The sequence below is a fragment of the Leptolyngbya iicbica LK genome, assembly GCF_004212215.1.
Taxonomy (GTDB): domain Bacteria; phylum Cyanobacteriota; class Cyanobacteriia; order Phormidesmidales; family Phormidesmidaceae; genus Halomicronema; species Halomicronema iicbica.
The window spans coordinates 13,770-40,492 of record NZ_QVFV01000011.1; the positions used below are offsets into that span (position 1 = coordinate 13,770).

A 26,723-nucleotide genomic window follows, 5' to 3' on the forward strand; every position below is an offset into this window, starting at 1 on the left:
TGTGAATTACTTGACAACATGTACAAGTTACGTGTTTCCACCAAGATACGTAAAGGTTGAAGTAAAATTCCTCACCCAATCTTTAATGAACTGTTTGTTTAGGTAATGGTATGAAGTGAAACGCCACCAAATAAAAAAACGATTACTTACCTGCTGGTAAATCTACTGCGTAAAGGTCACGACCCTGGCCGAGCGAAAACCGGAGGGAATGGTCGAGATCTTTGCTGGAGGTGGTGATAAAGATGAGCAGCCCCAAAAACGTCATCAGCCCCGCCAAACCAAAACAACCGCGATAGCTGACGAAATCGGCAAAGGTGCCAAAGACGGGGCCAGCAAAGGCAATGCCCACATCAAAGCCGACCATGACCAGACCAAACACCTTGCCGCGTTCATTGGGAGCGGAGCGATCGCCCATCATGGCCGCCACCATGGGAATCAGGGTCCCCGCCGCGCCGCCCTGAATCAGCCCTGCCAGCAGCAACACTTGCGCCGAGTCCGCCTGCCAAAACGTCAGCATCGACAGCGTATAAAGCAACAGTCCCGCTGTGATAAAACGCCCACGACCAAAGCGATCCGAAGCTCGACCCACCGCCAGCCGAATGCCGAAGCTGGCGATCGCCGACGCGGTGTAAATCAATCCCACATTCAGGGCAATGCCAGTCTCACGCACAAACAAGGGAATGAACGTACTTAAGGTGCCAAAGGCTAACCCCACCAGCAGCAACATGAAAGCCGGCGTTTTCACCCGAGGCGTCAGCAGCAAGCTCCAAAATTGAGGACGTGGGGCATGCGGATCAGGGCGATCGACTAAGGGGGTATAGGTTTCTGTCACCTGAGAAATGCAGATCACCCCAACAATGCCGAGCAGGCCCATCGCCATAAACGCGAATGAGAAGTCATTCCACTCCAGCAAAAAGCCGCCCAACGCTGGCCCCAGCGCCATCCCGATCGGATTCACCAAACTCATGTAGCCAATTAACTCACCGCGATTGGCTGGGGGCGAAATATCCACAATCAGGGCGCTGTAAGCCACCACAAACGCAGCAATGCTCAAGCCATGAAAGGCACGGAACGCCATCAGTAGCAGCAAAATGCCGTTGACATCGAGCAGGCGATCGCCCCAACTCAGCTGCCACTCGAGCGGTGGTAAATACAGCGCAAATAGATAGAGAAAGGGCGCGATCGCGATCGACACCATGCCAATCATCAACACCAACTTGCGCCCCCGTTCATCGGCCAAGCGGGAGAGCCAGGGGCGTGCGACCAAGAGGCCGAACGCAAAGGAAGCCATGACGATGCCAATTTGCGACCCCGTGGCGCCCAAGCTTTCGATAAATAGCGGCAGCGTAGGCAAAAGGCCCGCCAGCCCGGCCCAAAAGCAGAGCCCCGCCGCAAACAAAATGGCTAAATTCCAACGCAAGGCCGAGTCAAATGAGGCGAATACTCTCACAGCAGCTTTCCCAATCAGCTCAGATTAGACTGTTAACAAATGTAACAAACACTCTCGAATTCAGATTTCTACCGGCAGACGGATTCCTCAACTGCTCACCGCGCGGCTGTCCAGTCCAGCGGCCAAATCAGCCACGTTTAAGACGGCAGTGCCCGTCGCTCAAAGTTAATATGCCCCATACCTAGCGGCCTTATTCTCACGCGGCGGCGATCGCGGCGGCGCACCACCACTGCCTGTCGTTACTGGCACAGCTACGGTGGTGCGCCATCTGATAACTGCACGCTTACAGCCGACAATTAGCCGACAATTAATCGTAGATGTTCCTCCCACCGCGATTGTTTTGAGCTCTACCCTCACGATGCAGCGATCCGCCCTGTTTGATGCCACCGGGCAATATCGATATTGGCTCCAGCGGCAGTGGCAGCCAGAGGGGAGAGCGATCGCCCTCATTATGCTGAATCCTAGTCGCGCTGATCACCGCCAAGACGACCCCACCCTGCGCCGCTGCATTAGCCTCGCTCAGCACTGGCAGTTCGGTCGCCTCACCGTGGTAAATTTGTTTGCCTACTGCACCGCCTCACCCAAGGTCCTCAAAACGGTCGCTGCCCCCATCGGTTCCGACAACGATGCCCACATCCTGGAAGCCTGCCAATCGGCTGATTGCATTGTATTGGCCTGGGGCAATTGGGGCTCCCTGCACCAGCGCGACCAAGCGGTCCTCAGGTTGCTCAACCCGTTTCGCGATCGCCTCAATTGTTTGGGGCTTAATCGCACCGGCCAACCGCGTCATCCCCTATACTTGCCACGCCACACGCCCCTGCAACCCTGGTTAACTCCACCAACCATCACCGCTGACGATTCATTGAGCAAGTTATCAATGGCCCAGAGTTCTGTGGCAGGATAGTGACCGTCTCAAAATTTGTTGGCCCTATGAGCACCCCGGCAACACCGAGTAAAACAGACTCTGCGACCGCCCCCCCTGCCGAAAACCCCCTCTCCACCAAACGCATCTTGCGCGCTTTCACCGGCTCCATGATGGCGGCGGTCTTTGCCATGCTGTTTTACAAAATGCTGGTCGCGATCGCCACCTCCTTTGCCAACAAGCCTGTCACCTCCGACAACATCACCGTGATTAACCTCTCAGCTGCCGTTCGCACCCTGGTCATGGGCAGCATCACGCTTGGGGCTGGCGTGTTTGCCATCTCTGCGATCGGCTTGTTCCTATTGGGCTTGCAAATGATCTGGCAGCGCGCCAACGATCCCAGTGATGCTGAGACAACCACGCCAGAAGCCCAAGACTAATACAGTACATTTGATCTATAATCAAAGTTCTTCGGTGAGGTTGCCAAGGCCCTGCGCCATCTGGTCGCTCTCCGAACCCAGTTTGTCGTGCTCCCCTGCTCCTCCGCCCCTGCGCCCGCTCATTAAAACTATCGGGAATTTTCCTCATCGCCCTTGATTTTGCTGGGAAGCCCCGTAAAGTATCGAGTAATTATTGGCCCTGCCCCGTTTTTTTCAACAAGGACGTCGTCGATGGCGATCATTGCCCTCAAAGCCTGGTATCTAGAACAGTATGAGCCTGCTCAAGAATTGGAGAAGCGATCGCAAGATCTGCGCTTGAGTCGCAATAGCCTGCTGAAATCAGGACTGCGGGCTGACTTTCTCGACGATAGTGAAGCGGTGCGCCAAGCCGATTGGTTTCAACGCTATCTCGCGGGCGAAGCCGTAGAGTTTTACATCGAAGGCAGCGGCACCTACGCGATCGCCAACATCGACCTGCTCAGCCACGAAATTTATTTCATCAAACAAGAGTCTTTAGTCCAGCAAGACCCGTCGATTTTCTTCTCTTACCAAACCGACTACGCCGAGTCGAGTGCCTTACTCCGTGAGGGATTGGAAGCGCTGCTCGAAAAGGTAAATCAGCGATCTCGCCTCGCCCTCAGTCTTGAGGAAGCTAATCGCTCTGGAGCCGGAGCCCTAAAGCGCAACAGCCCCCTCATGCGTAAACTCCGTAAATCCCTGCTCTTTATCGCCGACGGCACCTCGGTGGCCCAATTACCCGGTGCGCCACCGTCATTGCTGCCCAGCGCTAGCGTCTGTGTTGAGTTGGGCTATGCCCTCCAGTGCAAACGCCCCGAGCAAATCATCCTCGCTCGTCAAGAACGCGACGACCTGCCCGGTCACTTTCCCTTTGAAATTCCCTCAGAGCAGCAGATCGTTTTCCACAATGCCACCGATCTCAAAGCCCAACTTAAAGCCAAAGTCGAAAGCGAACTCCAACGCTACAAGTTGCTTTGAAGCTGGAATAAGCAGCCCTAAATTCCCGACCCATCTAAAAATTCGGTGATCACGCGATCGTCAAGGCGACAGCTTTTGCTTTGGCCGATCGCGACAAGCTCTTTCTGACTCACCTTGTCTTCTTTCAAGGTTTCCAATTGTTCTTCCAACGCTTCGATCCGATCTACCAGAGCGCGAATCACTTGGGCCTCAGAGTCAGGCAGGCGATCGTGATCTAGCGGTCCCACTCGCTCCCCGGCGCGATACACCACCCGTCCGGGAATGCCCACCACCGTACAGTCAGACGGCACTTCGCGCAGCACCACCGACCCCGCGCCAATGCGCACGTTGTTGCCAATTTGAATATTGCCGAGCACCTTCGCACCTGCACCCACCACGACATTTTCTCCTAGCGTGGGGTGGCGCTTGCCCGATTCTTTGCCCGTACCGCCCAGAGTGACGCCCTGGTAAATCAAACAGTAGTCACCAATAATCGCCGTCTCACCGACGACGACACCCATACCGTGGTCAATGAACACGCTATGACCAATCGTCGCGCCGGGGTGAATTTCGATGCCGGTAATGAAACGGCTGATGTGGGACAACAAACGCGGCACAAACGGTAGCCCCAGGTTCCACAGCCAGTGAGCAAACCGATGGAACATCAGCGCTTGCAGGCCCGGATAACAAAACATTACCTCTAGCCAATTGCGGGCCGCCGGGTCGCGTTCAAAAACAATTTTGAAATCAGCTCGCAATGCTTTCAGCACTTGTTTCGCCTCGTGAAAAACACACTGTGCAATTTTAGCGTTACTCACAGCCCTGGGGAATAGTCCACGAGGTGAGGATCCCACGATCGCTCGTCTTAGTCAGTGGCACGAAGGCCACCCGCGCGAGATTGACGGTCAGGGGTGAGCCATTTGACTGCTTTACATATCGTCTTACTCTAAAATTTAGCCGCAGCCTAGAGCGATATGGGCATAGATTAACGAGGGCCACAGCGCAATCAGATCAAGGTGTTAGAAACAGTCTGGAGCAATCATTTTGCGGCGATCGGCACAGTGCTGATGAGCCTTTTGACCGATGCGACCGATCTGGCCATTGAACGCAATCTCAAAGAGTTTTTGCCAGTACTGCTGGTGGCGCTCAGTGCGGCTAGCCTACCCCGCATTTTTCCCTTTTTGCGTCAGGTTCCCTACACGCTGCTGCTAGTGATTGTCGGCTTGGGGTTGGCGCTGGTCGAAGTGCGGCTAATCGACCTCTCGCCCGGCATGATTCTGCTAATTTTCTTGCCGCCGATTCTATTCGAAGCCGCCTGGAAAATGCGGTGGCCCGATCTTCAGCGCGAGTTGCTGCCCAGCAGTCTGTTTGCCATTGGCAGCGTGCCCATCACCGTAGCGGGCGTGGGCTGGGCCTTGCACCAGTGGATGCAGGTTTCTTGGACGACAGCGCTGCTAACGGGGGCTTGCTTGGCTGCCACCGACTCCGCCTCAGTATTGGGCGTATTTCGCGAGGTGGGGGCGGGCAAGCGGCTCACCACCTTGCTTGAAGGCGAGAGCTTGTTTAACGACGGGGCCGCAGTGGTGGCCTTTAGCGTGTTGCTAGAGCAGGCGGTCGATCCGCAACCGATTGATTTGTCCACGACGCTGCTGCAATTTGTGGTGGTCAGCGCCATCGGTCTCGGCGTTGGGGGTGTCATTGGCACCATCGTGGCCCTGCTAACCCAGCGCTATGACTTGGCCTGGGTCGAGCAAACGTTGAGTTTGGTGACCGCCTATGGCGGCTACATTTTGGCCGAAGACTTGGGCGGCTCGGGTGTAATCGGCGTTGTCACCGCCGGACTCATCATCGGCAACCTGAGTCTGGTGCCGGGTGAGCAACCGCAAAAATGTAGCACCATGATCGAGTTTTGGGAATTCATCATTTTTTTGGTGAACTCCATTGTGTTTTTGCTGTTGGGCGATCAAATCTTATTTCCGTACTTTTTAGAGAATATCGATACAAGCTTGGTCGCGATCGCTGCGGTATTGGTCTCCCGTGGTGTCGCCATCTACGGTTTTAGCGCCATCAGTGGCTGGGTCACCCAAAATCCCATTCCCTGGGCTGAGCAAACTGTGCTGTGGTGGGTGGGGTTGCGTGGGTCGGTGGCGATCGCTTTAGCTTTGAGCATTCCTGATGGGGTTCCCGATCGCCAACAGATCATCTCCAATTCGTTTGGCGTTGTACTCTTTACCCTGCTCATTCAAGGACTCACGAGCAAGTTTTTGCTCGATCGCCTGAATCTACTCACCGACGAAAAGCTGTATCAGCAATACTTAACTCTGGTGGCTCAACGAGATGCCCTGCAAAAAATTCTGACCTATTTACTAGATGGCGATCGCAAACCCGTCATCGCCGCCGATAAATTTCAGCAAGAGTTGGCATTCGTTAAAACCACCTTGACTGAGACCCAAAATCAACTCGCTGCCATGCGGGAAGCTCATCCCTTATTGGAGGGATTGATTCTCCAGCAACACCAAGCTCAATTGGTTGCCATTGAAACTTTGACTTACACCAATTTTGTCCAGCAGGGTCTCTTAAAAGAGATTCCTCCCTCCGTGATAGAGCGTGCCATCAGCCATCCGAGCTAGCTGATTCCTTAAAACGCTCCTCTCATCATAAATACAAGTCTTGACGGCTGGCTAAGACGATACATCATGGTTGTCTTAGCCGTGACATATTTGCTTGTCTTCGCGCGCTTTCCCCGGTGACTCTCGCCCTGGCAAAGGGGCAGCACATCCTTTCGGAACTAGCAGCGAAAGATTCCCCCATGGCAACCCCTTCTGATTAACTGATGTGCTGCCGACGCCTGATACTCAATGATGCGCAGCTGCTAGAAAGACAAGCAGCTGCTAAAGACGCCAGAGATCTACATTCTCCTCGCCAAGTGCCGCATCACGATCAGGCGTTAGGCATCAATTTGACCGGCTAAAACTTGATGAATCGCGTGATTACGGAGCGACGGACTCAACTGCGGTGTTGCAGATGGGCACCAAGGCCCCTTGAGGCGTTAACCCCAACAGCATGTCATCCCCCGGAGCGATCGCCCGTCCGGTGACCAAACATCGTTCGGCCCGCTCTGCTGTAGCGGGAATCGTAGCTCGAATGTCTTGGCGTTTCAGGGTTCCTGTCGGTTTTCCCGATTGCTGCTCCACATAAGCCCACAACACTTCCCGAATTAACGCTTGGTAGCCGCGATTACCCGCGATCGCCTTCAAGCTCTCTTTCAGCTCTTTTTCCAGGCGGATGCTGGTCACTTCCATATCAGTTGTGGATGCACGGGAAAGGGTGGGCATGGGTGAAGACACCTCCAAAGACTCAACACAATGTTCTGAACAACTACCCCATAGTCTAATTACTTTTGTATTACGGGTGTAGTATTCCAGCAATAAAGTAACAGATTTCCGGCCTAATAATGCGAGCCCCGGTTACTTTGCTGCCCTTGGTTACCCAAGTTAACCCGATGATCCGAGCATTCCAGTCAACCAGAAATTAGAGAGTTTGCGAAATTTCATTGACCGACTATTAATAATGACAACTTTTCAGGGCAAACAAGCCCTGAATCGCTTACTGCACCATGCTTTAACCGACTTAGATAGGAAGCTTGCGGTTCCAAATGTCCTGTCATATACTTAGAGCTCAAATTCTGAGTGACGTACTGGGAGGTTTCCCATCGCTGAACAGCTGACCCTGACCGTAAGTTTAAGAGGCACCAGAGAGGTTAGGGCTAATTGTCAAATTTTCCGCCTCACTGGACTCTTGGACGCTTTCTCAGAACCGACGTTTCGGAAGGTGATGGGAAACTATGTGACCCAAGGTCCTAGCAACCTAATTCTGGACCTTTCTGGAATTGATTTTGTCGATAGTTCGGGCCTCGGAGCATTGGTGCAATTGGTAAAGAAGGCCAAAGACTCACAAGGGAGCTTGCAGTTAATTGCGAATCCTCGGGTTATGCAAACGGTTAAGCTAGTGCGTTTAGAAAAGTTTTTAGCAATTCAACCGTCGGTGGATGAAGCGATCGCGAATCTTTAGTTAGCGTTAGATCTGTGGGTGGCACTTTGGGCAGAGCTCAAGGAAACTTTATGGCTCAAGATTCCCAAGATGTTCCGACCCCTAGGTTGCCGATGCCGCTGGAAGGCTTGCTGTGTCCGACTCAGGGTCTAGCTCAGTACTCAGAACAGCAGCTGCGATCGCTATCGCCCTTGGCGTTAGCCTATATAGGTGATGCAGTTTTTGAGTTATTCGTGCGGAGTCGGCTGCTCTGGCCCCCGCAGCAGGTACGCACGTTTCATCGGCAGGTCGTCAGTCATGTGCGTGCTGAGCAGCAGGCGCAATACCTAGAGTGCCTGCAACCTTACCTATCAGCGGCAGAAAAAGATATTTTGCGTCGGGCTCGCAATGCCGCATCTGGACGCAAAGTGCGAGCCAGCTTGCGCGACTATCGTCAGGCCACCGCCTTGGAAGCCTTGCTGGGCTATCTCTATCTCACTGATGCCCAACGGTTAATTGAGATCCTGTCTTATCTGCCGATTACCCCTGAAGTGATACCGGCAGAGGCAACGCAACCTTGAACTTTGGCCCTCAGTACAGCGCTATATCGGCGGCCAGCGTGCCCCTCTCTACTTGTTTTACTTGGATGTTGATGATATGAGCGATCGCCCAAAACCTGTCAAAAAATCTACGGGCTCTGGCCCCTCGTCGAGTCGGCCGCAAAAGCGTAGCGGCGGCAAACGGTATAGCCAGGATCGCTTTTCGCGGAAACCTCGAGGTGATCGTCGGGCGGGCGGGGGCCGCAAAAGCGATCGCTCCCGCCCTGCAAAGCCCGTAAGGCGCGACCATTCCGAGCCCGTTGTCCAGGCCGAAGCCGAGAACGCGCAAGAATCGCCTGACATGATTTTTGGCCGCCACGCCATCCAGGCAGCCCTCGAAGGTGAGCGCACTCTCAACCGCCTGTGGATCAACGATCGCTATCGGTTCGACGGCAGGTTTTTACCTCTGATTAATGAAGCGAAAGCCAACGGTGTCGTAATCGACGAAGTCGATCAGCGTCGCTTAAATCAGCTTGCGCAAGGCCAAAACCACCAGGGGATCATCGCCCAAGTCGCTCCTTATGACTATTGGGAACTCGATGCTCTAATCACCCATGCGAAACAAGCCACCACTCGTCCCGTATTGCTGGCTGCGGATAGCATCACTGATCCCCACAACCTGGGGGCCATTATTCGCACCGCTGAAGCCCTTGGCGCCCAGGGATTGATCATTCCCCAGCGGCGGGCAGCAGGTGTTACCTCAACAGTCGCAAAAGTGGCAACGGGAGCGATCGAGCACCTGCCCATCGCCCGAGTAGTCAATCTCCGTCAGGCGCTAGAGACGCTCAAAACTGAAAATTTCTGGATTTATGGTCTGGCCGCTGAAGCGAATCGTTCACTACACACAGTTGAATTTAGTGGTGCTACGGTACTCGTAGTAGGAGCCGAGGGGGACGGGCTTAGCTTACTGGTACAGCAAAGCTGTGACGAAGTCGTGGCTATTCCCTTAGCGGGTAAAACGGCAAGCCTCAATGCATCGGTTGCGACCGGCATGGCCCTGTACGAGATTTATCGTCAACAGTGGACTGGGCGATTGAATCTAAATTCTTTGCAAAAAGCAAAGTAACAGAGTATAAACATTCTGAATCGAAAAATAGCCGCTCTCTGATCGAGACTTGATAAGACAGCATCTGATGGGTATACATTATGGCAAATCTGTTTAAGAAGCTTGTTGGATTATTGACTGGTGCCGGGCAACAATGGTGGCTTGAAATCAAGACCGCCGAGCCAGCTTGCACTTATTACTTCGGGCCGTTCGAAATCGAGCAAGAAGCGCAGCTACAGCAACAAGGCTACATCGATGATCTTCAGCAAGAAGGGTCAAAGGTGCTGTCTGCTAAAGCTGTGGCTTTAGATGGGCCGCCTCAGCAACTCACCGTTTACGAAGAGGGCATGGACGATCAAGCGCCTGGTCCGACCCCAGCCTTCAGTGGTCAATCATAAAGATCCGACAGTCAAGTCAGCCCAACAACTTCATGACTGCCGTCATTAATCAGTAATCAGTGTCATCATTTTCAACTAAAGCGAAGCAGAGCTAACTCTACTTCGCTTTTTTCGTGGGCTCTCCATCGGCGTGATTTATGAGCCCTCTCTATAACCAAAGGCAGAACTTCCTATCAGCGGGGGGTGGTGGCGTTACGTCCGAACGATATACTGATCACTGTAACGAAATGCTTACTAATCGCTGACGTATTGAGGCTTTCGCATGAGCCAGGGAATTGATCTCCAAAGAAGTTTTGTCGAACTCTTGACCCAGTTTGGGGTGCCAGCGGGGGTGGCAAAAGCTATGTGGCTCCCCTTACCAATGACGCTAATCCTGATCGCGGCTACGGTCAGTATTTTTGTCACTGTGTGGCTAGAGCGAAAAATTTCTGCCGCTGCCCAGCAGCGTATCGGTCCAGAATTCGCAGGGCCGTTAGGTACTTTGCAGGCGGCGGCTGACGGCATCAAGCTTTTGTTTAAAGAAGACATCGTGCCCGCTAAGGCCGATACGATTCTATTTACTCTAGGTCCGGCGCTGGTGGTAATTCCAGTGTTTCTGTCTTATCTCATCGTCCCCTTTGGCCAAAACATGGTCATTACCGATATCGGGGTAGGCATCTTTTTATGGATTGCCTTGTCCAGCATTACGCCGATTGGTTTATTGATGTCGGGCTATTCCTCTAATAACAAGTATTCATTGTTGGGGGGGTTGCGCGCTGCCGCTCAGTCCATCAGCTACGAAATTCCCCTGGCATTAGCAGTGCTCGCGATCGTGCTCATGTCAAATAGCCTGAGCACCATCGACATTGTTGAACAGCAATCCGGCTATGGCATCTTAGGTTGGAATGTTTGGCGTCAACCGGTTGGCTTTCTCATCTTCTGGATTGCTGCTCTGGCAGAGTGTGAGCGCTTGCCCTTTGACCTACCTGAGGCGGAAGAAGAACTGGTCGCCGGTTATCAGACTGAATATACCGGTATGAAGTTTGGCCTCTTCTACGTCGGGTCGTATGTCAACTTGGTGCTTTCCGCCCTGATTTTCTCTGTGCTCTATTTGGGCGGTTGGGAGTCACCCGTGTCGGTAGGCCTGCTATCAAGCCTCTTTGGCGTAAGTGAGACAACGCCTTGGTTACAGGTAATTACTGCGGCGATCGGCATTGTGATGACGGTAGTTAAAGCCTACTTGTTGGTCTTCTTAGCCGTACTGCTCCGGTGGACAGTCCCTCGTGTCCGCATTGACCAACTTTTGGATCTCGGCTGGAAGTTCTTGTTGCCAGTGGCTTTGGTCAATCTCCTGCTCACTGCTGCCTTAAAGATTACCTTCCCTGTTGCTTTTGGTGGTTAGCCAGCGATCGCTCAGCCAACCCTTCATTTGTCGTTATTAACCCAGCACCCAACACCATGTTGAACTTTCTCAAACAAGTCGGCGATTACGCTAAAGAAAGCGTCCAGGCGGCAAAATACATTGGTCAAGGGCTGTCCGTTACCTTTGACCACATGCGGCGACGGCCTGTCACCGTCCAGTATCCCTACGAAAAAATCATTCCTTCGGAGCGCTATCGGGGCCGCATTCACTTTGAATTTGACAAATGTATCTCTTGTGAAGTGTGCGTCCGGGTTTGTCCGATCAATCTCCCAGTCGTGGATTGGGAGTTTGATAAGGCGAGTAAGAAGAAGACCCTCAACCACTACAGTATTGATTTTGGCGTCTGTATCTTCTGTGGCAACTGCGTAGAGTATTGCCCGACCAACTGCCTCTCAATGACCGAAGAGTATGAGATGGCTGCCTACGATCGCCATGAGTTGAATTACGACAACGTGGCAATGGGGCGGCTACCGTACAAGGTCACTCAAGACCCCATGGTGACCCCACTGCGCGAGTATGGTTATTTGCCCAAGGGGGTTACTGATCCCCATGATTTACCAGCCGGGTCACGGCGGGCAGGCAAGCTGCCCCAAGAGATTCTCGAAGAAGCTGAATCAGCGGCCAGTGGCGCTGATAACTAAGTTCCTGCTCCCTTCCATGATTGGTGAGGGATGATTTAGATGCCGTTCATTTGGAGTCACGACCGTGACACTTGCTGAAGGAGTTCAACTCGTACTGTTTGGCCTATTGGCCGCCCTGGTGATTGGTACAGCCCTGGGGGTTGTCCTGTTATCCAACATTGTCTACTCCGCCTTTTTGTTAGGGGGCGTATTCCTCAGTATTTCGGGGCTCTACGTTTTATTGAATGCGGGCTTTGTGGCCGCCGCTCAAGTGCTGATTTACGTTGGAGCGGTCAACGTTTTGATCCTGTTTGGGATCATGCTGGTGAATAAGAATCAACCGTTTACGCCCGTGCGACGCGGCTGGATTCGACTCATCGCTACGGGGGGCGTGTGCTTCGGTCTGTTTACGCTGTTGTCAACCATGATCTTGGGCACTCCCTGGCAGATTTCAACCGATACGCCTGTCGGCGATGGTGCCACAGTACTGATCGGACTACACTTTTTCTCTGACTTTCTGTTGCCCTTTGAATTAGCCTCAGTGCTCTTGCTGATGGCACTAGTAGGGGCCATCATTCTGGCCCGTCGGGAATTCGTTCCTGATGAGCCGACGACAGACACTATCGCAGAAGCCCTAAAGCTACCTGAGCGACCCCGTGAGCTGGTGCCAGCCGGGCGCGAAGGCAGCGAGTCGCCAGAAGGCTGATTTTCTTCACCTGTTTGACTGGGTAGGATAATCGACTCGGGGCCTAGCCGTTGCCTTTAGTTAGTGTTTACAGAAAGATTGCTCACCGTTTGGAAAAGGATAGCCTCAAACCATGATTCCTTTGGAGTTTTATTTGTTGCTGGCAGCTGCGCTGTTTTGCATCGGTATCTATGGCTTGGTGACGAGCCGTAATGTTATTCGAGTCTTGATGTCGATTGAGCTGTTGTTGAATGCAGTCAACATCAACCTGATGGCGTTTTCTAACTATCTCGATCCAGCGACCGCAACGGGACAGGTCTTTACTGTTTTTGTCATCTCGATCGCAGCCGCAGAGGCGGCGGTTGGTCTAGCCATTGTGCTAGCCATTTATCGCAATCGCGACACGGTGGATATGGAAGCCTTTAACCTGCTGAAGTGGTAAGACCCCTGGAACGTGCAAACGGGAGCGACATCCTTAAAATGAGGAAGAACTCATTAGGAGCGATCGCTCGGTTGTGGAGTTAAATCAGGTCATCATTGCCTATAAAGCGGGCAATCAGCTAAGCAAAAGCCGTGCAGAGCAATGTGCTCAACAATTGAACGAGTTGGGCTGTAAGACCTTGGTCGGTCCGAGCGGCCCTAAAGATAATCCCTATCCTGTTTTTTTGGCATCAGCCGAGCAAAAAATTGACCTTGCTATTGTGCTAGGAGGAGACGGGACAGCGTTGGCGGCGGCGCGTAATCTCGCCGCTGACCAGGTGCCTATTTTGGCGATTAACATTGGTGGCCATCTCGGTTTTCTGAGTGAGTCGCCTAACGACACTGAGTTTTCAGAAATTTGGCAGCGGTTACTCGGCGATCGCTTTGCTATGCAGCGCCGCATGATGTTGCAGGCACAGACTTTTAACGGTGATCGCTCCAACATGGAGCCAGAAAGCGACACCTATCTCGCCCTAAATGAGATGTGCGTCAAGCCAGCGTCGCCCAACCGCATGATCACCTCCATCTTAGAAATGGAAATTGATGGCGAGGTGGTTGATCAATATCAGGGCGATGGTCTTCTGATTAGTACGCCCACCGGTTCAACAGGTTACACCGTGGCAGCGAATGGCCCCATTGTTCACCCCGGCATGGATGCATTGATCGTCACGCCAATTTGCCCGCTGAGCCTGTCGAGTCGCCCCATTGTGCTACCGCCGGGGTGCGTAGTCAGCGTCTGGCCCTTAGCTGATCCAGAGCACAGCACTAAATTATGGATGGATGGCGTGATGGCAACGGCCATTTGGCCCGGCCAACGGGTCGACGTCCGAGTGGCTCCGGAGTGGGCAGAATTTATCATTCTGTCTAAGAAATATTCTTACTACCGCACCTTGCGTAGCAAACTGCAGTGGGCAGGAGCGCGCATTCGCTACGACAATAACCATCGCAATTAATGGGTGGCACCAATCGTTTTGCCTTCAAAACGCTTTCAGGCATTGGTTAGGCAAAAGGTAAATGTGCTCGCTATTAGGGAATGATATCGAGCGTTTTTAGGGTGACGACCTGCGCGCTCTAGCAATCAAACCAATAATCAAATTTGCTCGTGAATAAGTTGCTCAGTAGTTACCTTGCGTCGGTGTCCTACCTCAGACGCTAAGTATTCGCTAGCAAGACTTTCTAAAACGGAGAGGGAGGGATTCGAACCCTCGTTAGAGTTGCCCCTAAACAGCATTTCCAGTGCTGCGCCTTAAACCGCTCGGCCACCTCTCCAAATTGTGGTAACTCATTCGCAAGGAATCAATTACAGTGTCTAATCCTACCAGAGAATGACTAGACTGAGGCGCGATCGCCTTTGAAAAGTCTGCGAAAACTGGGCTGGGCTGGTTCGAAACCAGATTCCTTAGCCCAGTAGTCTGTCTGCCCCGCAAACGCAGAATCCTGTGAGAGCATAGACGATGCGGCCAACGTTCATAGTTTGCCGTTACATTGATAAATCTCAGTTTTCATTCTCATCGATTGACTATTAGCATGACCCGCTCTCACCGCATCAATATTCATCACCGCGATTGCAATCAGCACTTTACCGTCGAGGTGCCCGAAGATCGCTACATCCTACAAACAGCAGAAAATCAGGGGGCAAAGTTGCCCTTTGCCTGCCGTAATGGCGCTTGTACGACCTGTGCGGTACGGATTTTGTCAGGAGAAGTTGAACAACCGGAAGCGATGGGCCTCTCGCCTGACCTGCGGAAAAAAGGCTATGCCTTGCTCTGTGTGAGCTATCCCCGGACTGATTTAGAGGTCGAAACTCAGGACGAAGACGAGGTCTATGAACTGCAGTTTGGTCGCTATTTTGGCAAAGGTAAAGTCCGCTTTGGCTTGCCGCTAGACGAAGATTAAGCCCGTTGGCCCGGGCATACTGCAACCAGACACAGTGCATTGGCGACTTTCTGTGCAGAGGCAGTATGGGCATGTTTTTACCGATCTTGAAACCGCGATCGCGGCTCATTGGCATCGCGCTTTTAGCGATCGCCCTGGTATTGACTGGCATACCCCCAGCAACAGCCAACTTGACGGCCACCGTTGATTACGCCAAAAGTGGCAACACCCTGGAACTACTGTTTGAGCTCAGCCCGGAACAACCTGTGACCGCAATTCGCTTAGCGGCGATTGAGGCACCTGACCGCGATCAAGCACCTTGGGGCTCCCAATCGCGCGACTGTTTAACCGACTTGCAAGACCAGATTATTCAGCTGGAATTAGTCGATGATCAACCCGATACCTACAACCGGTTGTGGGCTTATGGCTGGCAAAATCGCGATTTAATTAACGCGACTTCTTTAGCTCAAGGGTGTACCTATCTGGCTGATCCCACCGACCAGTTCAGTCCGTATTATCAAAAGTTGCTCTACGCGCAAGAGCGATCGCGCCTGCTGGGGTTAGGCATCTGGGATCCCGAAAGTCCGCTACGAGAAACCGCCCAGCAATTTCGTGAGCGATCGCCTTCCCCTTAAACTAGGGGATGAACCGCCCAAGGAATCTGTATGACTGCTGTTAGCGATCACGATTTGCAGCGCTACTTAGAAGTCGCGACCGAAGCGGCATTGGCCGCTGGGGCCGTATTGCAAACCTATTGGGGCAAGCTAGAGCACATTGAACAAAAAGGTCGACCGGGCGATCTGGTCACCGAAGCCGACAAAGCGGCAGAAGCCGTCGTACTAGATGTGCTGACCCGACACTTGCCAGATCACCCCATCTTGGCCGAAGAGTCGGGTAGTCTGCGAGCGGCCAGCGACAGTCCCCTGCTTTGGGCCATTGACCCCCTTGATGGCACGACCAACTACACGCACCAGTATCCTTTTTCAGCCGTGTCAATCGGGTTATTGATTGACGGCCATCCCGCAGTCGGGGCCATCTTCGATCCCTTTCGCGAAGATCTCTTTCGAGCTGCCAAAGGGCAAGGCGCTACGCTCAACCGGCGCTCGATTCGCGTATCCACCACCGACAAATTGGCCAATAGCCTGCTCGTGACCGGTTTTGCCTACGATCGCCACGAGCGCGTCGACAATAATTACGCCGAATTTTGTCACCTGACGCACCTGACTCAAGGGGTGAGACGCGGTGGGGCCGCTTCCCTCGATTTAGCTTACGTCGCCTGCGGGCGCCTGGATGGCTATTGGGAACGGGGACTATCGCCTTGGGATATGGCCGCTGGGGTGGTATTGGTCGAAGAAGCGGGCGGACACGTAACCGCCTATGATGAAACTGATTTTGATATTCAATCTGGTCGCATTCTGGCGACAAATGGTCGCATCCACACTATCCTTAGCCAAGTGTTAGAACAGGTGCAACCGCTAGCAAACTTTCAGCCCATTGCGATCGCTGAACCATGATGACTTGATCACGATGACGGAGGCACTGGGTCACCGCCCTTCGGCGCACTCTACCTTTCAGGGCAGAAGCGTAATCTCAAGCAGCGCACGCTGCACTACAGACAGAAATCGGGAGAATGCCTCAATAGGCGAGGGAAACGTTAATAGGTATGAATATAGAGCAAGGGTTATTCCAATTTGACCTCACCGACTATCACGCCATCTTAGGGGTGGCCTTGGATGCTGATGCCAAGGCGATTCGCAAGCGATATCTCAAAATCGCCCGTAAGCTGCACCCCGACAGTATGCGTGACAATACTAATGAAGAGCGGCAAAAGGCGAATGAACTGCTTTCCAAAATGGTTAACCCCGCCTATGAAAGTCTCTCCCAAGAAAAAGTAATGACCGAGCACATGATTGTGTTGCGGCTGCGGGGGCAACGCTTAAGTCAAGATACCTCGATTAATTTACAGTCCGAGGCGGCCAAGGCGATCGCGCAAAGCAATAATGCCAGCTCGGCTTATGTCAATAGCCTGAACTCCCTAGCTGAAACCCAGTACGAAACGATTGATCAAGTGCTGGATGTCATCGGTCAAATTAGCGAGCTGAATTTGGCCTACCTCATGTGTACGTCAGGAGGGAGCGGCGCAAGGGCTGCCAATCCTGCTACTAGCAGCACGAACACCGCTACGACTGCCCCGACAACTGCAGCCAACCCGTCAGCGTCTCGTAAAACTGCGGCACCACCGCCCCCCTCACCTAAACAGCAGCGGGAAGCCATTATTGAAAGCTATCAACGCCGGGCTGCCGAATTTGCCTCTAAAAAAGACTATTCCCGCGCCATTTTGGAAATGCGTGATGCGATCAAGTCAAATCCCACAAATGGGCAATGCCATGCTCAGCTAGCAACTTATTATTTGCAGGCAGGGCAGCCCAAAATGGCCAAGATTCATCTCAAGCGAGCCTTAGAATTAGATCCCGGCAATACCCTGGCACAAGAGTTAGAACCCAAGCTGAATAAGGCCACTGGGGACAAGGGGACGCAAAGCAGTCAGGCGAAAAAGAGTACACCGTCGAAGTCGAAAGGCGGCCTATTTGGCTTGTTTGGAGGAAAGCAAAAATAAATGAGTTATCAGCCACCGTCCGGAACCCGCGATTTATTGCCGCTCGATGTCGCCCAAAAGTACTGGATTGAGGCGCGCCTAGAGGCGATGTTTCAACGTTGGGGATATCACCGCATCATTACCTCGACGGTGGAAAGCCTGGATACGCTGATGGCCGGGGGCGCGATCGCCCAGTCGTCGGTGGTTCAACTCCAGGGGGATGGACCGGAGCGGCTTGGCTTACGACCCGAACTCACGGCATCGATCGCCCGAGCGGCCGTGACCCGCATGGCGCAAGTGACCTATCCCCAGCGGCTCTATTACACCGCCAATGTGTTTAGCCGTGCGCCCAAAGGATCGCAGGCCGGACAGCGAGAGTATTACCAAGCCGGGGTCGAACTGCTGGGCACCAGCGGCACCCTAGCCGATGCGGAAACCCTGCGGCTGCTCCTGAGCTGTATCAAAAACTTGCAGCTCACCGACTGGCAATTAATTTTGGGGAATGCGGATCTGACCCGATCTCTACTCCAGGCATTTCCGGAAAGGCTGCGGGACACAGTGCGAGGGGCGATCGCCCAACTCGACCGCATCACCCTGGAAACCCTCGATTTGCCGGACGAACTGCGGCAGCGAGCGTTACAGCTGATGGATTTGCGAGGGCGTCCTCAAGACGTATTGCAAACCGTCAGCCAACTGCCCCTCACGCTCGAACAACAGGCGATCGTCAATGAACTCAAGTCTTTAGTTGAGCTGTTGGATCGCGCTAAGCCCGACTCGCCGGTCATTCTTGACCTGAGCCTGGTGCAGTCGTTTGATTACTACACGGGCATTGTCTTTGAGGCCGTCGTCAACACCCCCCAGGGCCGACAAGTCGTGGGCAAGGGGGGACGTTACGATAACCTGCTCGGTGTGTTTGATCCCAAAGGGCGCAGCTATCCCGGCATTGGCTTCATGCTCAATGTTGAAACGCTGCATCAAGCCCTAACCGGGACAGGCTGTTTGCCCGAAATGATTCCGCCCAGTGACTGGTTGGTGGTGCCTAAGACGCCCCAAGCCGCGATCGCGGCCTTTCAGTATGCTGAAACCATTCGCGAGGCCGAAGCGCTGGTGCGAGTCGAACTGTATTTGGAGCCTGAAGACGACGTTGAGGTGATTCGCCAGCGGGCCCGCGATCGCAATATCAGTCGCATCGCTTGGATTACGGACACTCACCCGCCGGAAATCGAAGCGGTAAACTAAACCCAAGCTGATTTCTCTAGACAGAGTAAAACTCTGGGAAATCAGATCGCAGAAGACGCCGATTAAGAGAGGAGATCATGGCTCATACAATTGTGACCAACGTTTGTGAAGGGGTAGCTGACTGCGTAGATGCCTGCCCAGTCGCTTGCATCCACGAAGGTCCCAGTAAAAACGCCAAAGGCACTGACTGGTATTGGATTGATTTTTCTACCTGTATTGACTGCGGGATTTGCCTACAGGTGTGCCCTGTTGAGGGCGCCATCCTGCCGGAAGAGCAGCCCGAGTTGCAACAAACCCCGGCTTAGAGATGGGCAAGGAATTGAGCTCCCGGTTGAAGTGAGTAGCTAGGTGATGGGGGCATTGGGTGGCTGGATAGCTGGGTGACGACAGTGTTATCACCAGCCTTCATAAATCAACGTGTTGACGAATACACTTTCCCTAAAATTCAAACACTTGAGACAAATTGCCTTTTTTCCGTAAATCTAACCAATTGTGGCGGGAGGTTTTGGGTAGAAGAGGGCATTATGAAACTGTCGAAAGACACCTATCTTGAACGGCTTCTAAGCCTAGCTTCTTATTTAACCTAACTTGCTATATTTAAGCGCCCCCAGTGCCTTGTGTGCTGGGGGTTATTACATTTAGGGCCAGTCATCAGTCGCGATAGTTGGCAGTTATCGACAGCCGCGGGCGGGCTTTATTGTACAGCGAGGGTGAGGTGCCAACTCAGGAGTTGTCCCGTGTGGCCGGGGGCGCGATCGCTCACTCTGAGGCCCCATTCTCCGGTAGCAGCACTGCCGATAGCCTCGATCAGAATGGGGGTATTTTGCACCGTGTAGTGATCGTCGAGTTGCTGCTGATTGCCCAGGGTGCGGCCTTGCAGCAATAACGCTTGTCCGCTGGGTAGCTGCAAAGACACCTCAATATCACCTAAGTAATCGTGCTGAAGAGTGACGTGGACGATTAAATCTTGCACTATGCCTGGGGTGCGTACCGGCTGTGTGCGGGTGATCCCAAGGGGCTGATTATCGGGAATTGGAGTCGTCACCTCGTCCTTAATCTCCACCATGCGGGTGTAGGTGCGACCTTGCCATAGTCGTCTTTTCGCTTCCCTGACGGCGCGATAGGCATTTACCCGGCCATAACCAAACCACTGGGAGTGGCCTTGCTGGTCGTAGGTGCCATAGCGAGTGCCCAGTTGGGGATCCGGGGTGGTGTCAGTAATTTTGTCCGCCGTTTGTTGAAGAATTTGCTTTACCTCTCGCGCCGTCAGGGATGGATTTGCCGACAGCACCAGTGCCGCCACGCCAGCTACCTCAGGGCAAGCACTAGAAGTGCCGCCAAAGGTGTTGGTGTAAGCGTCGCGATCGTAACCGGCGGTGCCCGTGCGATCGCTCGTCACCATTCCCCTTCCGGGAGTCGCCGTCGTAATGGGTGGCCCCGTTTTGATGCTGCCCGTCTCCGGCAGCGACACGGTGGGATGCCCATTATTGCTCGGGGCGGCCACGGCCACATCGCGGCCCCAATTGCTGTAAGCCGACTTGCCATTGAGGCTGGTACAAGCCGATACGGTAATTACGTCAGGATGCACCGCAAAGCCGCTCAGCCATTCCGTGCGACCGCGCACCGCATTGCGTGGCCAGTCCCGCTCGGTCACAGTGCCATGCACGGGACGATTGGCATTCCCGGCTGAAAACACAATCACGCAGCCTTTGCCATCACGGCCTTGGGTGGCGGCTTGAGTCAGTGCCAGGCGTTGCCGTAGCGAGAGGGGATACTTGATCGCGGCGGGGGACCAGCTGCAAGAAATGACGGCAGCGCCCTGCTGCACCGCCCACCGAAACATGTCTTCGATCGCCGTATCGTCTAAAAAGCCCGTCATGCGAATGGGCATCAACCCACAGCCGGGGGCAACGCCGACAATACCACTGGCATTCTCTTCACCGATCGCGAGTCCGGCGCAAGCGGTACCGTGATTATCCGTCGTGCCATCCGGCAGAGGCACGGCATCCTGCGCTTTGAGATCTTTGGGCGCGACGATTTTGCCGAGTCCTTGTAAATCTGGATGGGTGAGATCAAAGCCATCGTCACAGACGGCTACCACAATAGAGCGCGTGCCTCGGGTCAGATCCCACGCCGCTTCGGCGGAAATATGGGCGTTAGGTTTGACGAGGGCGCTGACGACGGATGTCAGGTGCCATTGCTGTCGAAATAACGGGTCGGTCGGGCGATATTGGGGCGCGGTCGCCATCACCACGTTCGGTTCTGCCGTGAGCACTTCGGTCAACCGCATCAAGCGATTGGCAATTTTGAGGGGATTTTCACTCGCCTGTGACGTCACCCGATACACAAACGTGTTGGGAATGCCTGCCAGGGTTTGCGAGATCGCCAAGCCCAACGGAGCCACGATCGCCTGACGCTGCGCCGCCATGACGGTGGGGGCAAACTGCACGGTGATCTGATCAGTGAGATAAATCCACGTGCGCGGGCTCGCCACTAAGCGATAAACCCGACTGGCGAACTGCACCCGTGCACTTTGGCGAGCGGCGGTTAGCGCATCCTCTAAACGCTCAGGGTTGACCTGCCATTCCACCAGTTGACCCTGAGCAACCGGACGTACCGCCAGGGGGGTGATGAGCGATCGCAATTCATCGAGCGAGGTCGGTGCCGTTAGTCGGGTGGTGAAGCGATCGCCCACCCGACTCAACAACAGTTCTTCACCGCCCCGCTGCAAAATGAGCCCAGGACCAAATTGACCGCCACGATTTGTCATCCCTGCCCCTCTGGAACCTTTCGCTGAGCGCCAGCGTCTAACCGCCTTAGCTCGCGCATGGGTGATCGTTAACCCCCAATGTCAGCACGGTGACTCAACTGTAGCGAATACCCGTCCCGTTGATCGCGAGTCAGGTTTTAACTTCAAGTTTCAGGTGAAATGGTAAGATACATCGGTATTTTTGCATTCTGTCAACATTTGCACTCAGGTTCCCCCATGGCTGTTCCTTTCACTTCCGATTTTCGTAATTTGCAGCGTTGGCTTGGCGGCAGCTTGTTAGCTGTCGGCCTCCTCAGCGGCATGGGCTCAACAGTGCTAGCGCAAGAGTCGGAAGTGCGACGCATTGACTCCGTATCCACCAGCGACTTTAGCGTGCCCCATGCAGACAGCCTGGTGGCCGAGGGGACAGCCGCGATCGCGACACAAGACTACACGGAAGCGATCAGCAAACTAGACGAAGCTCGCGAACTCTACAACCAGCTCTCCCTCTTTTATCAAGAGCTCGCGCAAATGTTCTTTGGGGTCGATACCCGGCAAAACCGCAGCAACCGTGACCTCGCGATCGAAGCTGCCCAAAAGCGAGACGAAACCACCTATCAACTCGCCCTCATCTATCGCAGCCAAGGTCAACCCGAAGAAGCCATTCCCCTATTGATGGAAGTATTGCGGAGTCAGCAACCCACGCGGGATTTGGGCGAACAGGCATACCAACAACTGTTTGAAATGGGATTTGTCGAAGCCCCCTACGAATTTAATTAAGTCAGGAAAACTAACTTGATAGACTAGGGCAAACACCCGTTCATCAGAGGAAATGCATGGTCACAGCCGATCAAGTCATATCAATGATTCAAACCGACATGCCCGATGCCGAAGTGCAGGTTAACGACCTGACCGGCGGAGGCGACCACTTGGAAGTCACTGTGGTATCAGAAGCGTTCGCCGGGCGCAGTTTAGTACAGCAACATCAGTTAGTGTACAAAGCTGTGCAATCAGCGATGTCTAGCGAGGCAATTCACGCCCTCGCACTGAAGACCTACACGCCAGAAACTTGGTCAAAAGTTAGCCAGAGCGCTTAATGGCTAAGTCCTTTCTCCCTTTGTACTTGCATTCCAACGACGAGGTAATCTCCCATGGCTCCAGAGGTTCAAGAACGCATCGAAACACTCATCAATGACAACAAAATCATGGTGTTTATGAAGGGCAACAAGTTGATGCCCCAGTGCGGTTTTTCCAACAACGTAGTGCAGATTTTGAATGTTTTGGGCGTCCCATTTGAGACGTTTGATGTGCTTTCTGACTACGACGTGCGCCAGGGCATCAAAGAATATTCCAACTGGCCCACGATTCCCCAGGTTTACCTGAACGGTGAATTTCTCGGGGGCTCTGACATCTTGATTGAACTGTACCAGAACGGACAATTACAAGAGACCGTGGAAGTTGCACTGGCTTCATAAGCTCTAATTTTCTTGTTGAAATATGAACTCTGGTCGTTGATTACGACTATTGCCTGCCCAGCCAGATGCCAAATCTAGCTGGGCAATTTAGTTTTGCCTCACGTTCTCCTGAGAGATGAACCGCTCAAGAAACGCTTACCTCTGACAAACCCTGTCTTTATTAGGATCAGCTGAAAGTGTGTCGCACTGGTTAGTCTGTGCATTACAAATCAACAACAGGATGATTTTGCCGTATCAGTATTTGGGTAATCTTCAAAAATGGTGCATGTATTAAGGGATTGATTGGCCTGATGAGTTCCAGCAAGCGTAAAGAGGGATCGCGGTTGTTAGCGGCGTGATAAGGAGATCTCTACAACAAAATTTTCCTGTAACCGTCTGGATGTAGGGGGTGTTTAACGTCAGGGAATCCAACCCGATGCGAGAATAAAGCCAGTTGGATCTCCTGCCTCGACACTAACTGATGCGGGAAGATTCATTTCTAGAAAACCCTTAAACCACTTCGCGATTGGGAACTAGAGTTGGGCCGGAGTACTGACATCTTGCGCTTGAAGCTGCTGCTCGGGCTGCGCTTTGCCTCGAATGAGGTTTGAGGGAAGCGCCACCACAATAATTCTCACCGTCGATTCAGAGTTGGGGCTAACGACATTCTGCTGACTCCACTACAAATGTCTTGCCGATCTGAATACTAGAAAAGTTCACCGCACTTTCCATCATCCATCAATCAGGAGCGATTAACGATGTTACTGAGGTGGCCGATCTCCCATACCTGGCGACGAGAAACCCTTGGCTTGGCAGGGCTAATGGTGCTGGGAGTGCTAGGAAATTACTGGCGCTGGTCATTTTTCTTTAATATCGATTTTTTATTTGGCTCGATCGCAGTGTGGTTGGTGCTGTGTCTTTATGGCTGGCGGTGGGGCCTAATTGCCGCGATCGCCTCAGCCAGCGTCACCTATTTTCTTTGGCATCATCCCTACGCCATCGTAATTTTTACCTGCGAATTTCTCTTTGTCGGTTTACTCTACGAGCGCTACAAACTTAATCTAGCCATTCTGAACTGGATTTATTGGATTGCCATTGGCATGCCTTTGGTCTGGCTATTTTATCGCCAGGTGTTGGGGGTCGAGCCGACTCAGGCCCAAATTATTATGCTCAAGCAGGCCGTCAATGGCATATTCAATGCCTTAGTGGCTAGTCTGCTGTTGACCTATACACCGCTGCATCGCTGGCTAGGTCGACCTCAAACTTGGAGTGCCCTGTCGCTGCAACAAACCCTGTTCAATATATTGGCGGCGTTTGTCTTTTTCCCCACGCTGGTGTTTATGGCGATCGGCAGTTACCAAGTCGTTGACAATATTAAAACTGAGAAAACCCACCAACTGCATGATGCGACGACCCATATTGACACGCTGATCAACAGTTGGTACGAGCAACATCGTCTAGCTATGGCCGCTTTGGAGCCGCTGGCAGAGGATTTCTTTACCAGCCCCGCCGCGCCGACATCGCAAAACTTAGACGCTCTACAGCAGCAGACTCAAATCCTCACCACGGTCATTCCCGACTTTCAAAGGATCGCGATCGCCAACCGTCAAAATATTGTGGTGGCCGCTTCGCCGAGTGGCGGTGAGGGCGAGCCGATGACTCGCGTGGCGCCAACCTCCACCCCGACTGACTCTGAGGCTCGACTCATCACCGCAGGCGTCGCCGAGTCTAATGCACTGATATTGCAGCAAGGCATCTTTAAGAACGGCCAGCTAGTCGGCAATGTTTTGGGAGAAATTAACCTCAACAAATTGCAGCAGTTGATGACCGACACGTTAGCCAGCTTGCCGATGCAGGCCACTCTGGTTGATGGCCAACAGCGAATTATTGCGAGTACCGAGTCAGAAAATTTGCCGGGTCGTTCCTTGATCATTCACCAATCGGGAGAGCGTCAGCCAGTCAATGCCCAGATTCATCACCAGATTTATCAATGGTTGCCAACTGATGGCAGCCCGGTGTTTATGGTGCGCTGGCGAAATTCCTTATTTGTCATGGAAACGCCACTCCAGACCTCAGCCCCATGGACGCTTGTGTTAGCGTCAACCGCTGCGGATGATGTGCAGGCGATCGAAACCTTTCACACCCGTAACCTGACCATTTTGATGGTGGTCTCGGGGTTGGCCTTTGCTTTGGCCACCTTAGTCAGCCAGCAATTAGTGAAACCGCTGTCTCAGCTAGCGCAGGTAACGCATAATTTGCCCAATCAACTGATCGAAAAACGTCAGATTGCTTGGCCCCAGAGCCCGGTTTATGAACTCACCTCATTGGTGCGCAACTTTCAGCAGATGGCGACGACTCTCACAGAAAAATTCCAAGAGATTCAGCAGGCCAAACAAGCCGCCGAAGCGGCTAATCAGGCTAAGAGCGATTTTCTGGCCACGATGAGTCACGAGTTGCGCACCCCACTCAATGCCATTCTGGGGTTCGCCGATTTGCTATACCGCAATCCGACGCTCTCAGATCACCGCACCGAGTTGCGGCAAATTCACCAGAGTGGGACACATTTACTGGATCTGATTAATGATGTACTCGATCTGGCGAAAATCGAGGCGGGACGCATCACGCTGCACGAAACTTACTTTAGCCTGCAGGAACTGCTTGAACATTTAGAGTCAATTTTTCACCTGAAAGCCGCGTCTCAAGGGATTCGCTTTGAGGTGGAGCGATCGCCTGATTTGCCCACCTTCATCCAGGCCGACCAACGGAAACTTCGCCAGGTACTGATCAATTTATTGGGCAACGCGGTCAAATTTACTCAGGAGGGGCAAGTGACCCTCAAGATTTCCCATGCCCCCAATGGAGTCGACTCGCAGGATGGCGATCGCGCGTGGCTGCAATTTGAAGTAATCGACACTGGCCCCGGCATCTCCCCACCTGAGCAAAAGCGCTTGTTTCAAGCCTTCTACCAAGCTCAAGCCGGCAAAAACAGTCAAACCGGCACCGGCTTAGGACTGCGCATTAGCGATCAATTTGTCAGCCTCATGGGAGGCAACCTCCATGTCACCAGCACGGTCGGCCAAGGGAGTTGTTTTGGTTTTGCGGTGCCAGTGCAGGTATCAAGGGCAGCCTTAGATCGAGTTGATGCAGCCTGCATACCCTCACAGCAAGCGATCGCGATCGCCCCTAATCAACCGCCCTATCGTTTACTCATTGCCGACGACCACCCCAGCAACCGCTTACTACTGCAGCAATTACTTGAGCAACTCGGCTTTGAGGTTAAAGTTGCGGTAAACGGCCAAACCGCGATCGACCTCTGGGCAACCTGGCACCCCCATCTCATTTGGATGGATATCCACATGCCGGAACTAGACGGCTATGCCGCCACCCAACGCATTAAAGCGCAATCGACCGAACCAGCAACCGTGATTATTGCCCTCACCGCTAGTGTGTTTGAATCCGAAAAATCCTTGGTGTTGGAGGCCGGATGTGATGATTTTGTTCGCAAACCTTTTCAACGCGAAGAGATCATTGACAAACTCCAGCAGCACCTTGGCGTTGAATTTATCTACGCCGAAATGACCCCTGCCGACGCCCCATCAGCGCAGTCATTAGCGACCCTATCAGCTCAAGAATTAGAGGATTGGCAAACCCTTGATGCTGTCTGGCGCGAGGCCTTCTACCGCAACGCCACCCAAGCCGATCAGGCGACTCTGCTCACTCTATTGCAGCAAATACCCAGTGAGCAAACAGCGCTACGCCATAAGCTACATCACTGGATTATTAATTTCAACTATGACAAGATCATAGTGCTAGCAAAGGGCTGAG

At 53.1% G+C, this 26,723-nt stretch carries 27 protein-coding genes and 1 tRNA gene; 23 read left to right on the forward strand and 5 right to left on the reverse strand.

The features are described from left to right. Positions 1-142 precede the first annotated feature (142 nt). Positions 143-1,450, reverse strand: a complete 1,308-nt coding sequence (locus DYY88_RS22585) for an MFS transporter (RefSeq protein ID WP_039728751.1) — start codon at positions 1,448-1,450, stop codon at positions 143-145. 358 nt (positions 1,451-1,808) lie between these two features. Here DYY88_RS22585 and DYY88_RS22590 point away from each other — a divergent pair, with 358 nt between their 5' ends. The 3 genes from DYY88_RS22590 (at position 1,809) to DYY88_RS22600 (ending at position 3,748) form a co-directional block, all read left to right on the forward strand. Further along, positions 1,809-2,354: a DUF1643 domain-containing protein gene (locus DYY88_RS22590; RefSeq protein ID WP_044151385.1), complete on the forward strand. Its 546-nt coding sequence runs from the start codon at positions 1,809-1,811 to the stop codon at positions 2,352-2,354. A gap of 26 nt (positions 2,355-2,380) precedes the next feature. Next, the gene (locus DYY88_RS22595; RefSeq protein WP_039728753.1) at positions 2,381-2,752 is read left to right on the forward strand and encodes a DUF3082 domain-containing protein; all 372 of its coding nucleotides are present in this window, start codon (positions 2,381-2,383) and stop codon (positions 2,750-2,752) included. A 231-nt stretch (positions 2,753-2,983) separates the two neighbouring features. Next, entirely contained in the window at positions 2,984-3,748 is a 765-nt protein-coding gene (locus DYY88_RS22600; RefSeq protein ID WP_039728754.1) for a hypothetical protein, read from the forward strand. Between the two features lie 17 nt (positions 3,749-3,765). Here DYY88_RS22600 and cysE read toward each other — a convergent pair whose 3' ends face one another. Further along, on the reverse strand, positions 3,766-4,497 hold the full coding sequence (gene cysE, locus DYY88_RS22605) for a serine O-acetyltransferase (protein ID WP_039730367.1): 732 nt from the start codon (positions 4,495-4,497) through the stop codon (positions 3,766-3,768). A gap of 246 nt (positions 4,498-4,743) precedes the next feature. Between cysE and DYY88_RS22610 the strand changes: the two genes are divergently transcribed. Then, complete coding sequence (locus tag DYY88_RS22610) at positions 4,744-6,357, forward strand: cation:proton antiporter (protein ID WP_242517661.1); 1,614 nt, start codon at positions 4,744-4,746, stop codon at positions 6,355-6,357. A 360-nt stretch (positions 6,358-6,717) separates the two neighbouring features. On the opposite strand, the gene DYY88_RS22615 is transcribed toward DYY88_RS22610, so the two are convergent. Then, a complete protein-coding gene (locus tag DYY88_RS22615; protein WP_039728755.1) occupies positions 6,718-7,062 on the reverse strand; it encodes a ribbon-helix-helix domain-containing protein in 345 nt (114 codons plus the stop codon). Between the two features lie 394 nt (positions 7,063-7,456). Between DYY88_RS22615 and DYY88_RS22620 the strand changes: the two genes are divergently transcribed. From DYY88_RS22620 to DYY88_RS22660, 9 genes are all read left to right on the forward strand, one after another. Continuing rightward, positions 7,457-7,798 (forward strand): STAS domain-containing protein, encoded by a 342-nt coding sequence (locus DYY88_RS22620; protein ID WP_039728757.1) that lies wholly within the window; start codon positions 7,457-7,459, stop codon positions 7,796-7,798. Between the two features lie 50 nt (positions 7,799-7,848). Next, the gene (locus DYY88_RS22625; RefSeq protein ID WP_201279070.1) at positions 7,849-8,337 is read left to right on the forward strand and encodes a Mini-ribonuclease 3; all 489 of its coding nucleotides are present in this window, start codon (positions 7,849-7,851) and stop codon (positions 8,335-8,337) included. A 76-nt stretch (positions 8,338-8,413) separates the two neighbouring features. Continuing rightward, positions 8,414-9,421, forward strand: a complete 1,008-nt coding sequence (gene rlmB, locus DYY88_RS22630) for a 23S rRNA (guanosine(2251)-2'-O)-methyltransferase RlmB (protein WP_039728758.1) — start codon at positions 8,414-8,416, stop codon at positions 9,419-9,421. 80 nt (positions 9,422-9,501) lie between these two features. Further along, positions 9,502-9,798, forward strand: coding sequence for a DUF1816 domain-containing protein (locus DYY88_RS22635; RefSeq protein WP_039728759.1), 297 nt, complete (start codon positions 9,502-9,504; stop codon positions 9,796-9,798). 262 nt (positions 9,799-10,060) lie between these two features. Continuing rightward, positions 10,061-11,179 (forward strand): NADH-quinone oxidoreductase subunit NuoH, encoded by a 1,119-nt coding sequence (nuoH, locus tag DYY88_RS22640; RefSeq protein ID WP_039728760.1) that lies wholly within the window; start codon positions 10,061-10,063, stop codon positions 11,177-11,179. A 59-nt stretch (positions 11,180-11,238) separates the two neighbouring features. Next, entirely contained in the window at positions 11,239-11,841 is a 603-nt protein-coding gene (gene ndhI, locus DYY88_RS22645; protein ID WP_201279223.1) for an NAD(P)H-quinone oxidoreductase subunit I, read from the forward strand. A 64-nt stretch (positions 11,842-11,905) separates the two neighbouring features. Then, positions 11,906-12,526, forward strand: coding sequence for an NADH-quinone oxidoreductase subunit J (locus DYY88_RS22650; protein WP_039728762.1), 621 nt, complete (start codon positions 11,906-11,908; stop codon positions 12,524-12,526). Between the two features lie 112 nt (positions 12,527-12,638). Further along, complete coding sequence (gene nuoK / locus DYY88_RS22655; protein WP_039728763.1) at positions 12,639-12,947, forward strand: NADH-quinone oxidoreductase subunit NuoK; 309 nt, start codon at positions 12,639-12,641, stop codon at positions 12,945-12,947. A 73-nt stretch (positions 12,948-13,020) separates the two neighbouring features. Beyond that, positions 13,021-13,938: an NAD(+) kinase gene (locus DYY88_RS22660; protein ID WP_039728765.1), complete on the forward strand. Its 918-nt coding sequence runs from the start codon at positions 13,021-13,023 to the stop codon at positions 13,936-13,938. Positions 13,939-14,167: 229 nt separating this feature from the next. Here DYY88_RS22660 and DYY88_RS22665 read toward each other — a convergent pair. Then, positions 14,168-14,254, reverse strand: a tRNA-Ser gene (locus DYY88_RS22665). 258 nt (positions 14,255-14,512) lie between these two features. Between DYY88_RS22665 and DYY88_RS22670 the strand changes: the two genes are divergently transcribed. From DYY88_RS22670 to DYY88_RS22695, 6 genes are all read left to right on the forward strand, one after another. Next, positions 14,513-14,881 (forward strand): 2Fe-2S iron-sulfur cluster-binding protein, encoded by a 369-nt coding sequence (locus DYY88_RS22670; RefSeq protein ID WP_039728766.1) that lies wholly within the window; start codon positions 14,513-14,515, stop codon positions 14,879-14,881. Between the two features lie 71 nt (positions 14,882-14,952). After that, complete coding sequence (locus tag DYY88_RS22675; protein WP_160299601.1) at positions 14,953-15,495, forward strand: thermonuclease family protein; 543 nt, start codon at positions 14,953-14,955, stop codon at positions 15,493-15,495. A gap of 30 nt (positions 15,496-15,525) precedes the next feature. Then, complete coding sequence (locus DYY88_RS22680) at positions 15,526-16,374, forward strand: inositol monophosphatase family protein (RefSeq protein ID WP_039728768.1); 849 nt, start codon at positions 15,526-15,528, stop codon at positions 16,372-16,374. Positions 16,375-16,523: 149 nt separating this feature from the next. After that, entirely contained in the window at positions 16,524-17,477 is a 954-nt protein-coding gene (locus DYY88_RS22685; protein ID WP_039728769.1) for a J domain-containing protein, read from the forward strand. Next, positions 17,478-18,695 carry an ATP phosphoribosyltransferase regulatory subunit gene (locus tag DYY88_RS22690; RefSeq protein ID WP_039728770.1) on the forward strand — a complete coding sequence of 406 codons (1,218 nt, stop codon included), beginning with the start codon at positions 17,478-17,480 and terminating at the stop codon, positions 18,693-18,695. Between the two features lie 77 nt (positions 18,696-18,772). Then, positions 18,773-19,000 (forward strand): ferredoxin family protein, encoded by a 228-nt coding sequence (locus DYY88_RS22695; protein ID WP_039728772.1) that lies wholly within the window; start codon positions 18,773-18,775, stop codon positions 18,998-19,000. Positions 19,001-19,389: 389 nt separating this feature from the next. On the opposite strand, the gene DYY88_RS24975 is transcribed toward DYY88_RS22695, so the two are convergent. After that, on the reverse strand, positions 19,390-21,465 hold the full coding sequence (locus DYY88_RS24975; RefSeq protein WP_044151387.1) for a S8 family serine peptidase: 2,076 nt from the start codon (positions 21,463-21,465) through the stop codon (positions 19,390-19,392). A 216-nt stretch (positions 21,466-21,681) separates the two neighbouring features. Between DYY88_RS24975 and DYY88_RS22705 the strand changes: the two genes are divergently transcribed. From DYY88_RS22705 to DYY88_RS22720, 4 genes are all read left to right on the forward strand, one after another. After that, positions 21,682-22,224, forward strand: a complete 543-nt coding sequence (locus tag DYY88_RS22705; RefSeq protein ID WP_039728775.1) for a tetratricopeptide repeat protein — start codon at positions 21,682-21,684, stop codon at positions 22,222-22,224. Positions 22,225-22,280: 56 nt separating this feature from the next. Then, positions 22,281-22,541 carry a BolA family protein gene (locus tag DYY88_RS22710; RefSeq protein WP_039728776.1) on the forward strand — a complete coding sequence of 87 codons (261 nt, stop codon included), beginning with the start codon at positions 22,281-22,283 and terminating at the stop codon, positions 22,539-22,541. 54 nt (positions 22,542-22,595) lie between these two features. Then, complete coding sequence (gene grxD, locus DYY88_RS22715) at positions 22,596-22,919, forward strand: Grx4 family monothiol glutaredoxin (protein ID WP_039728777.1); 324 nt, start codon at positions 22,596-22,598, stop codon at positions 22,917-22,919. A 737-nt stretch (positions 22,920-23,656) separates the two neighbouring features. Continuing rightward, entirely contained in the window at positions 23,657-26,722 is a 3,066-nt protein-coding gene (locus tag DYY88_RS22720) for an ATP-binding protein (RefSeq protein ID WP_130199568.1), read from the forward strand. Position 26,723: the final 1 nt, after the last annotated feature.